Source organism: Escherichia albertii NBRC 107761 = DSM 17582 (assembly GCF_000759775.1).
Lineage (GTDB): Bacteria > Pseudomonadota > Gammaproteobacteria > Enterobacterales > Enterobacteriaceae > Escherichia > Escherichia albertii.
On sequence record NZ_BBMY01000159.1, the window covers coordinates 1 to 9,683 of the forward strand.

12 protein-coding genes are annotated in these 9,683 nt (G+C 49.6%); 7 read left to right on the forward strand and 5 right to left on the reverse strand.

Annotated elements, in window-relative coordinates:
* Both EA14781_RS20500 and EA14781_RS20505 read right to left on the reverse strand, forming a co-directional pair.
* Positions 1-1,080: L-lactate MFS transporter (locus tag EA14781_RS20500; protein ID WP_000189043.1), on the reverse strand; the 1,080-nt coding region annotated here is incomplete at its 3' end.
* Positions 1,081-1,308: 228 nt separating this feature from the next.
* Entirely contained in the window at positions 1,309-2,007 is a 699-nt protein-coding gene (locus EA14781_RS20505) for an autotransporter outer membrane beta-barrel domain-containing protein (RefSeq protein ID WP_000584403.1), read from the reverse strand.
* Positions 2,008-2,164: 157 nt separating this feature from the next.
* Between EA14781_RS20505 and tag the strand changes: the two genes are divergently transcribed.
* Both tag and EA14781_RS20515 read left to right on the forward strand, forming a co-directional pair.
* On the forward strand, positions 2,165-2,728 hold the full coding sequence (tag, locus tag EA14781_RS20510) for a DNA-3-methyladenine glycosylase I (protein WP_000438927.1): 564 nt from the start codon (positions 2,165-2,167) through the stop codon (positions 2,726-2,728).
* Positions 2,725-3,165 (forward strand): N-acetyltransferase, encoded by a 441-nt coding sequence (locus tag EA14781_RS20515; protein ID WP_000617465.1) that lies wholly within the window; start codon positions 2,725-2,727, stop codon positions 3,163-3,165. The genes tag and EA14781_RS20515 overlap by 4 nt, the downstream gene beginning before the upstream one ends.
* On the opposite strand, the gene EA14781_RS20520 is transcribed toward EA14781_RS20515, so the two are convergent.
* The gene (locus EA14781_RS20520) at positions 3,134-5,467 is read right to left on the reverse strand and encodes a molybdopterin guanine dinucleotide-containing S/N-oxide reductase (protein ID WP_000024010.1); all 2,334 of its coding nucleotides are present in this window, start codon (positions 5,465-5,467) and stop codon (positions 3,134-3,136) included. The two genes, EA14781_RS20515 and EA14781_RS20520, sit on opposite strands and share 32 nt — an antisense overlap.
* Before the next feature lie 152 nt (positions 5,468-5,619).
* Here EA14781_RS20520 and EA14781_RS20525 point away from each other — a divergent pair, with 152 nt between their 5' ends.
* Entirely contained in the window at positions 5,620-6,279 is a 660-nt protein-coding gene (locus tag EA14781_RS20525; RefSeq protein ID WP_000747625.1) for an OmpA family lipoprotein, read from the forward strand.
* A 103-nt stretch (positions 6,280-6,382) separates the two neighbouring features.
* The gene (gene ghrB / locus EA14781_RS20530) at positions 6,383-7,357 is read left to right on the forward strand and encodes a glyoxylate/hydroxypyruvate reductase GhrB (RefSeq protein WP_000804993.1); all 975 of its coding nucleotides are present in this window, start codon (positions 6,383-6,385) and stop codon (positions 7,355-7,357) included.
* 52 nt (positions 7,358-7,409) lie between these two features.
* On the opposite strand, the gene EA14781_RS20535 is transcribed toward ghrB, so the two are convergent.
* Complete coding sequence (locus EA14781_RS20535; RefSeq protein ID WP_002460072.1) at positions 7,410-8,120, reverse strand: DUF3053 domain-containing protein; 711 nt, start codon at positions 8,118-8,120, stop codon at positions 7,410-7,412.
* Between the two features lie 422 nt (positions 8,121-8,542).
* Between EA14781_RS20535 and EA14781_RS20540 the strand changes: the two genes are divergently transcribed.
* From EA14781_RS20540 to EA14781_RS25530, 3 genes are all read left to right on the forward strand, one after another.
* Positions 8,543-8,833, forward strand: a complete 291-nt coding sequence (locus EA14781_RS20540) for an HTH-type transcriptional regulator (RefSeq protein ID WP_000455795.1) — start codon at positions 8,543-8,545, stop codon at positions 8,831-8,833.
* Positions 8,834-9,115: 282 nt separating this feature from the next.
* On the forward strand, positions 9,116-9,328 hold the full coding sequence (cspE, locus tag EA14781_RS20545; protein WP_000014594.1) for a transcription antiterminator/RNA stability regulator CspE: 213 nt from the start codon (positions 9,116-9,118) through the stop codon (positions 9,326-9,328).
* A 139-nt stretch (positions 9,329-9,467) separates the two neighbouring features.
* Positions 9,468-9,539, forward strand: a complete 72-nt coding sequence (locus EA14781_RS25530) for a hypothetical protein (protein ID WP_212734940.1) — start codon at positions 9,468-9,470, stop codon at positions 9,537-9,539.
* Here EA14781_RS25530 and hokA read toward each other — a convergent pair.
* Positions 9,516-9,668 (reverse strand): type I toxin-antitoxin system toxin HokA, encoded by a 153-nt coding sequence (hokA, locus tag EA14781_RS20550; protein WP_001135742.1) that lies wholly within the window; start codon positions 9,666-9,668, stop codon positions 9,516-9,518. The two genes, EA14781_RS25530 and hokA, sit on opposite strands and share 24 nt — an antisense overlap.
* Between the last annotated feature and the right edge of the window lie 15 nt (positions 9,669-9,683).

A 9,683-nucleotide genomic window follows, 5' to 3' on the forward strand; every position in this document is an offset into this window, starting at 1 on the left:
CCCAATAATCGAACCGCAAATACTGCCGATACCGAAGCCGAGGTAAATCACACCGTAGTTTTTCGCCAGGTTATTAAGACCAAAGAACTCACTAACCAGTGACGGGAAGACGGTAATCGTGCCGCCGAAGTTAAATGCCACACAGGCAATCGCAGCAAAGAATGTCACTGCATTTAATGGTGCAAACAACAGGGCCGCCATCCCCACCAACGAAATAACCTGTCCAATAGTGATAACGCGGATACGAGCGATCTTGTCCGACAGAATACCCAGCACCAGACGACCAGACAGGTTAGCAATAGAAATAACCGTCACTGCGTTAGCGGCGGAAACTGCATCAAGATGTGCCAGAGTCTGGGCGATATCTTTCGCTACACCAATCACATACAGGCCACTCATACATGCTGTCAGGAACATCACTGCCAACATCCAGTATTGCGGTTTACGCATCGACTCCGCCAGGGTGTAGTCTTTTTCCACCACACCGTTGCTGGTTTTCACTTCCTGTTTCGGCGCGTCTTTCATTAATGTGGCGCCAAAGACAATCATCACCAGTACAATTGCGCCCCAAATCACAAAGGTCTTTTCCAGGCCTACCGTTTCCAGTAGCTGAGTATCGATAAATTTAAAGCCCAGACTGCCAAGACCATAAGAACCGATGGCAAAGGCAGAGATCAAACCTTTACGCTCCGGGAACCATTTTACGCAGTTAGAAAGCGTCAGCAGATAACCTGCGCCATCCGCCAGCCCAACCAGCACGCCCGCGCTCAACCACAGCATCATCAGATTGTTGGAGTGCGCAGTAAGGAAGAACCCCAGTCCCAGCAAAATACCGGAGGCCATGGTGACGCGTTTTACACCAAAGCGTTCCTGCAGCTTGCCAGCCACAGAAGAAGAAATTGCCAGTCCCAGACTCAACAGGCCGAAGGAAAAAGCGACCTGACTCACTGGCGCATCCAGCTTGGCAGAAAGCGCACCGTTAAACAGGCTCCAGGTATAAACCGATCCCAGCGCAAACTGGGTAATGATGGTGCCGATGAGTGTCAGCCAGCGGGTACGCTGATAATTGGAAGGTGTCATGGCAGTATTCCTGCATTAATAAAAAGGAAAAATCTCTGCCAACAACCATAACGAAGTGCACTTTATGCCTGGGGAAAAACGGCATGAAATGCCATCAAAACGGAATGAAATGCCTCAGTTCAGGAATGAATGACGTGACAAATATTCATCAACATTATTATTTGGTGAGTTAGTACACACTATCATCACAGCCATTGTTAATATTGCGTTTAAATTATAATCAAATCATTAAAATCTGGCGCTAACGCCCATGGTGTACAGATAGTCGCTGTTAGTGGCGCTGTTCTCGGCCTGGGATAACGCAGCATAGGCTGCAATATTTTGGTTAAGTAGCATATCCGCCCCCACCGTCACATCCAGCCAGTTGCCGTTCTGATTTGTTGCCGTTATCCGGCTTAATCCCGATTGCGACTTCCAGATATTCTCGCCAAATTGCTGGTGATAGCTGATTTGCGCCCAGGGACGGAGATCGCCAAACCGGGAATCAACCCGCCAGCCTAACGTACTGACGCTGGCATGTAGTAACGGATCGGTCAGCGTTGCATTGCTGTCGCCAAACTCGTTATACATCGAGGTCGTTGTGCCATCGTAATGTAATGCGGCCACAGGCCCCGTTGTAACCTGCTCATATAAAGGAAAATTCCAGCCCATACTAATACTGCTGGTTGCATCAGTGGGCGACTCTTCTGCCAAATTTACCGCCAACCCCAGCGCATTTTGGCTACTTTGAATACGTTGCGACAAAATATCGTTGTAATCAGGTTGGTGATCGCTATCCCAGGTATAACGCTCCGTGGTATGTCCTGGCTGCGTATCAGCGATATATTCTTGTTGCCAGGCGTATGCTGTGTTGAGAAAAAGGAAACTGGTTACCACGCTCGCCAGAAGACTTAGCGCCTGGCAGCCAGCGCATTTTTTTATGATCATTAACACGACTCCAGGGAAGAGCCGAATTCGGCAATATTATTGTCATTGTATGAAGGATGTCGGGCAAATCAGCCCTGTATTAAATATTGACTCTTTCACCGTTGCGTCAAGAAAAGCAGGTAGAATTTTTACGATAGAGCACATAGCGAGGAAAAATATGGAACGTTGCGGTTGGGTAAGTCAGGACCCACTTTACATCGCCTATCACGATGAAGAATGGGGCGTGCCGGAAGCCGACGGTAAAAAACTGTTCGAAATGATCTGCCTTGAAGGACAACAGGCAGGATTATCCTGGATTACCGTCCTCAAAAAACGTGAAAATTATCGCGCCTGTTTTCATCAGTTTGATCCGGTCAAGGTCGCGGCAATGCAGGAGGAAGATGTCGAAAAGCTGCTGCAAAATGCCGGGATTATTCGCCATCGAGGGAAAATCCAGGCGATTATTGGTAATGCGCGGGCATATCTGCAAATGGAACAGAACGGCGAACCGTTTGCTGACTTTGTCTGGTCGTTTGTAAACCATCAACCACAAGTGACGAATGCTACAACGTTGAGCGAAATCCCTACTTCAACTCCCGCCTCCGATGCGCTCTCTAAGGCCTTAAAAAAGCGCGGCTTTAAGTTTGTTGGCACGACAATTTGTTACTCCTTTATGCAAGCATGCGGGTTGGTGAACGATCATATTGTTGGCTGTTGTTGCCATCCCGGGAGCAAAGCATGATACGAGAAGCGCAACGTTCGGAACTGCCTGCAATCCTCGAGTTGTGGCTGGAAAGTACAACCTGGGGACATCCCTTTATAAAAGCAAACTACTGGCATGACTGCATTCCGCTGGTGCGTGATGCCTATCTCGCCAATGCGCAAAACTGGGTGTGGGAAGAAGACGGTGAATTTCTCGGTTTTGTCAGCATTATGGAAGGACGATTTCTGGCGGCGATGTTTGTCGCACCGAAAGCCGTCAGACGTGGTATCGGTAAAGCGCTGATGCTACACGTACAACAGCGCTATCCCCACTTATTACTGGAGGTTTACCAGAAAAACCAGCCAGCGATAGATTTTTACCATGCTCAGGGTTTTCACATTGTCGACTGTGCATGGCAGGATGAAACCCAGCTCCCCACCTGGATTATGAGTTGGCCGGCGGATCAAACGCCGTAAGCGGCAATGCCGGGCCGGTGTATTTCTCCAGCCACGCCAACGCTGTATTCCCCGCACAGCCATTCCCCAGCCGCGAGCTGGGGAGGTCTTTAGTCAACACGTTCACCGCGCCGTTTTTACAAATACCGCCAGCGGTTATATCCAGATCCGGCCATGCTCCTTCATGAATGCAAATAACGCCGGGTTTGATACCTTCGCTAATCACCGCTCCGGCAAGGATCTGTCCGCGCGAATTCCATACCCGTACCGTGTCGCCATCTTGTATGCCGCGCGCCTGCGCATCTTCGGGATGAATGGTGACAGGCTCGCGGTTCGCCACCGCGTACAATTCGCGAAGTGAACTGTAATTCTGTTGACTGTGCAGACGATGCGCCGGATGGGCAGAAACGACTTGCAGTTGTTCCGGTTCGGCATTGCCCTGCCACTCATCCGGCTCCAGCCACATCGGATGCCCTGGGCAATCCGGGTAAGCGTAATCGGCAATACGTTGTGAGAAGATTTCAATCTTACCGCTGGCCGTTTTTAACGGATGCGCCTGCGGGTCACGACGGAAATCGGCAAAGCGGACAAACTGTTTGCTGGCTGGATTTTCCGGCATCTCAATTAACTGGTTGGCTTCCCAGAACGCATTAAACGGCGGCAATTCAACCTGCTGATGTGCCCCACGTTGTCGGGCGACGTTATAAAACGTTTCCAGCCATTGCAGCTCACTTTTTCCTTCTGTAAAGCGCGCATAACCGCCCTTTTCCCAGCGCTCACTTAATTGAGCAAAGATATCGAAATCATTACGCGCTTCACCACGCGGCGGCACCACTTGTTTCATCGGTACCAGATGCTGGTTGCTGTAATCACCGGTCATGGTGAGATCGTTACGTTCAAACGACGTGGTCGCTGGCAGGACGATATCGGCGTGTTTCGCCGCCGCCGTCCAGAAACATTCGGATATCACCACCAGCTCCGGTTTTTGCCAGGCGCGAATCAGGCGATGAGTATCCTGATGATGGGTAAAGTTAGCACCGCCCGCCCACCAGATAAGGCGAATATCCGGGAAATGGCGATTCATGCCGTTGTGTTGGTATGCGCCGCCCGGGTTTTCTAACGCTTCAACGATGCGGGCGACAGGAATTTTATCCACCGCATCCGTACCGCCCGGTAAACAGCTCTGCATGGATGAAAGCACCGCAGAGCGGCGGGTCGGGTTGCCGCCATTGGCAAAATGGTAAGAAAGACCAAAACCGCCACCAGGCGTGCCAATTTGCCCGATCATGGCCGCCAGCGTGACAATCATCCAGTGTTTTTGCTCGCCAAACTGCTGACGCTGCATTCCCCATCCCGCCATCAGCATCGTGGTGTTTTGATGGAAAATAGCTGCCAGTTCGCGGATTTTCTCTGCTGAAATGCCACAAATAGTCGCCGCCCATTCAGCACTCTTCGCTACGCCATCGTTTTCACCCAGCAGGTAAGAAGCAAAGATGTCGTAACCCGTGGTATAACGCGCCAAAAATGCCTCGTCATGCCAGCCGTTTTCCACCAGCGTATGAGCAATGCCTAACATCAGCGCAACGTCAGTGCCCATATGCGGTGCGATCCATTCCATTTTACCGCCAAAGAAATCGACGGTTTCCGATCGCATTGGATCAATGCAGATCAGCTTTTTCCCGCTATCGCGCAGTGCGGAAAAGTAAGCAAGCCCTTGCTCATCAGACGCATTCCACGCAATTTTCAGCGTATTTAGCGGATTGGCGCTCCACAACACCACCACATCACTATGTTCCAGAACCAGTGGCCAACTAGTCTGTTGTTGATAAACTTCACTCCCGCCAACCACATACGGCATGATGGCCTGCGCCGCACCTGTCGAATAATCTCCCAGATGCCCGGTGTAACCACCTGCCAGCGCCATATAGCGTTGTAACAAGGTTGACGCTTTATGCAGCACGCCGTTTGAACGCCAGCCGTAGGAGCCGGCAAAAATCGACGCTGGACCATAAGTCTCACGAATACGTTTATGTTGTTGGTGAATAAGATCCAGTGCTTCATTCCAACTGACGCGCACAAATTCATCCTGTCCCCTTACACCTTGTGGTTTTTCCGGCGATGTAAGAAAACCTTTACGTACCATCGGAAACCGCACCCGCGTGTTGCTATGAACCTGGTCACGAACCGCGCTCTGCAAGGAATTTTCTATTTTTGTCGTTAACACGCCACGTGAGCTGAAGACCGTTTCGCCGTCAGTTTCAACCACCATTGGCCCCCAATGGGCAGCAGTAAGAACAGAATAACGTGAGGATGAGTTGGCCAAACCGGAGGCTCCTGAAAGGTTAGATATATTGAGCAGTTAAATATTACTTACAAATTTCCGAGTATTCCCAGGAATAATCTTCATGTTCACACGGCATAATCTCCCGCCACGGAACCCGTGGCAAAGAATAAAAAGGTCATTAAGGATTAACAATGAAGAAACGTGTTTATCTGATTGCCGCCGTTGTGAGCGGCGCTCTGGCGGTATCTGGCTGTACCACTAACCCTTACACCGGCGAACGCGAAGCGGGTAAATCCGCTATCGGCGCAGGTCTGGGCTCTCTCGTTGGCGCAGGCATTGGCGCGCTCTCTTCTTCTAAGAAAGATCGCGGTAAAGGTGCGCTGATTGGCGCAGCGGCAGGTGCAGCACTGGGCGGCGGCGTAGGTTATTACATGGATGTGCAAGAAGCGAAACTGCGCGACAAAATGCGCGGTACCGGCGTTAGCGTAACCCGCAGTGGGGATAACATTATCCTCAACATGCCGAATAACGTCACCTTCGACAGCAGCAGCGCTACCCTGAAACCTGCGGGCGCTAACACGCTGACCGGTGTTGCGATGGTGCTGAAAGAGTACCCGAAAACTGCGGTTAACGTGATTGGCTACACTGACAGCACTGGCGGTCACGACCTGAACATGCGTCTGTCCCAGCAGCGTGCAGATTCCGTTGCCAGCGCGCTGATCACCCAGGGCGTGGACGCCAGCCGTATCCGTACTCAGGGTCTTGGCCCGGCGAACCCAATTGCCAGCAACAGCACTGCAGAAGGTAAAGCGCAAAACCGTCGCGTAGAAATTACCTTAAGCCCGCTGTAATCCCTTTCATGCCGGGTGGTGGTTTAATCACCCGGTATTCTTCAGTTTTCCTGCTTCATTTTCCAGGCTAAGGTGAAGGCCTTCTCAGCGAATGGAGAGAAACATGAAGCCGTCCGTTATCCTCTACAAAGCCTTACCTGATGATTTACTGCATCGCCTGCAAGAGCATTTCACCGTTCACCAGGTGGCAAACCTCAATCCGCAGACTATCAAACAAAATGCGGAGATTTTTGCCGAAGCCGAAGGTTTACTGGGTTCAAACGAAAATGTTGATGCTGCATTGCTGGAAAAGATGCCGAAACTGCGTGCCGCCTCAACGATCTCCGTAGGCTATGACAATTTCGATGTCGATGCGCTTAACGCCCGTAAAATCCTGCTAATGCATACGCCAACCGTATTAACAGAAACGGTAGCCGATACACTCATGGCGCTAGTACTGTGCACAGCACGTCGGGTTGTGGAAGTCGCAGAACGCGTAAAAGCTGGCGAATGGACCGCAAATATTGGCCCGGACTGGTACGGCACCGACGTTCACCATAAAACACTGGGCATTGTCGGAATGGGACGGATTGGCATGGCGCTGGCGCAGCGAGCGCATTTTGGCTTCAATATGCCGATTCTCTATAACGCGCGTCGCCACCATAAAGAAGCGGAAGAACGCTTTAACGCCCGCTATTGCGGTCTGGATACTCTGTTACAAGAATCAGATTTCGTCTGCCTGATTCTGCCGCTAACGGAAGAAACCCATCACCTGTTTGGCGCTGAACAATTCGCCAAAATGAAACCCTCTGCCATCTTCATTAACGCAGGCCGCGGTCCGGTCGTTGACGAAAATGCGCTAATCGCGGCGTTACAGAATGGAGAAATTCATGCCGCCGGACTGGATGTTTTTGAACAGGAGCCGCTACCAATTGATTCTCCATTGCTCTCTATGGCAAATGTTGTCGCAGTTCCGCACATTGGATCAGCCACTCATGAGACGCGCTATGGCATGGCGGCATGTGCCGTGGATAATTTGATTAATGCGTTACAAGGAAAGGTTGAAAAGAACTGTGTGAATCCGCACGTCGCGGGGTAAACCGCGACCGTATGAGTAAAAGCCCGATAATTTTCTCGGGCTTTTACTATTTTTATTGCGTTGCAGTGACGGCTGCGGTCCAGGCCTGATTAAACGCCTGATGCTGTGCCGGTAATGGCGCAATCAGTTTGTTATATTCACTTGCCTGCTGAGACGTCGGGAACTGGATGCCATTTGATACAAAACTCACCTGAGTGCCTTGCTGGGAAATATAATCCCCAACCATCACCAGTTGTTGTGTGAAGGTTTGTGCCGCCGGAATCAACGGCTGCAAAGCATCTGCCGGGGTTGTCACCACTTTGGTGAATGCCTGATCAAACACGGGTTTCAGATCATCAGCCTGTTTCAACGCGGAATGCGCGGCGTCTGCCTGTAACTTCGCATTTTGCAGCTGCTGTGCCAGCACGCCTAACGAACCGTTCATTTCACGCAGTGGGCCACTTTGTGTAACGTAATCCTGCGGTACGCGAATTGCGTTAACGCTGTCTACAACCGGACGCAGACCGGAATCCATCGCCTGATTCACCTGCTGAGAATAGCCATACAGAATCGCGTAATCAGAGACAAAAGGACCAAATTGTTTTTTCTGATCGGCAGTCAGGGTTGGTAGACGTTCGCCGCTACGCATCACTGTATTCTGCAGGAAGTCGATAAACGCTTTGCGCTGATCGCCTTCTTTATCAAAACACCCACTCAGGCTAACTACCATTAATAACGCCGCAAGAGGCGCAAACCAGCGAGAGCAGGACTTTCCTGTCGCCATTTTCTTACTCCTTTCACCCAAAAAAAGCGCACAACGACACACGCGTGTCTGACGTGACAAGGATAGTCCAGGACAGGCTTGCAGGATACCCTTTCTGCATAATCTTCCAGGGAAAATTACATGACATGTCGCAGAAACATTATTTGTTTATTTATTGTTAAAAACATCAGGTTATTCTGCTTCCGGGCACTCTCTAGCCGTCGAATATAATATTTCGAAATCTTTACAATCGGATTTGCTCAGGTAGAGATAGCCGCACTTTTCAGATCGTTAGGACACGACTCATCACTGTTGCTATCGGGCTGAATCGAATCGTGGCGCTCCCACGCTTAATTTCCCACCACCTCGCCTGTTTTTCCCGGCTATTCTTAATGAGCTTCGATGAAATTCACGATCCCGCAGTGTGATTGGAGGAGTTTTCAATGGAATACAAAGATCCAATGCATGAGCTGTTAAGCAGCCTTGAACATATTGTTTTTAAAGATGAAACACAGAAGATTACCCAGACACACAGACCAACGCCGTGTACCGAGATTGAGCAACTACGTAAAGGAACAGGACTAAAGATTGATGATTTCGCTCGGGTTTTGGGTGTATCAGTCGCCATGGTGAAGGAATGGGAATCCAGACGCGTGAAGCCTTCCAGTGCCGAACTAAAACTTATGCGCCTGATTCAAGCCAATCCAGCATTAAGTAAGCAATTGATGGAATAGACTTTTATTTCATTTTTTGATGATAACGGTCCTGATGACAGGGCCGCTTTCCGACAAATTAATCATAGATTTGAAAAATAAATGTTGCATAACCCTCCGATGCGTGGCTTAATGCACATCAACGGTTTGACGTACAGACCATTAAAGCAGTGTAGTAAGGCAAGTCCCTTCAAGAGTTATCGTTGATACCCCTCGTAGTGCACATTTCCTTTAACGCTTCAAAAATCTGTAAAGCACGCCATATCGCCGAAAGGCACACTTAATTATTAAAGGTAATACACTATGTCCGGTAAAATGACTGGTATCGTAAAATGGTTCAACGCTGACAAAGGCTTCGGCTTCATCACTCCTGACGATGGCTCTAAAGACGTGTTCGTACACTTCTCTGCTATCCAGAACGATGGTTACAAATCTCTGGACGAAGGTCAGAAAGTGTCCTTCACCATCGAAAGCGGCGCTAAAGGCCCGGCAGCTGGTAACGTAACCAGCCTGTAATCTCTGCTTAAAAGCACAGAATTGAAGATCCCTGCCAAATGGCGGGGATTTTTTTATTTGTTTTTCAGGAAATAAATAATCGATCGCGTAATAAAATCTATTATTATTTTTATGAAGAATAAATTTGGGTGCAATGAGAATGCGCAACGCCGTAAGAAAGGCGGGAATAACTTCCCGCCGAAGACTCTTACTCTTTCAAATTGCAGGCTAAAAACGTCGCCAGCTCATAACTCCCCTGTTTAATATGCAATTCACACAGTGAATCCCTTATCATCCAGGTGAAAAATAAAAGCGTGAAACAAATCACTATTAAAGAAAGCAATCTATATTTCTGCGGCATTCCCAGCCCCCTGTG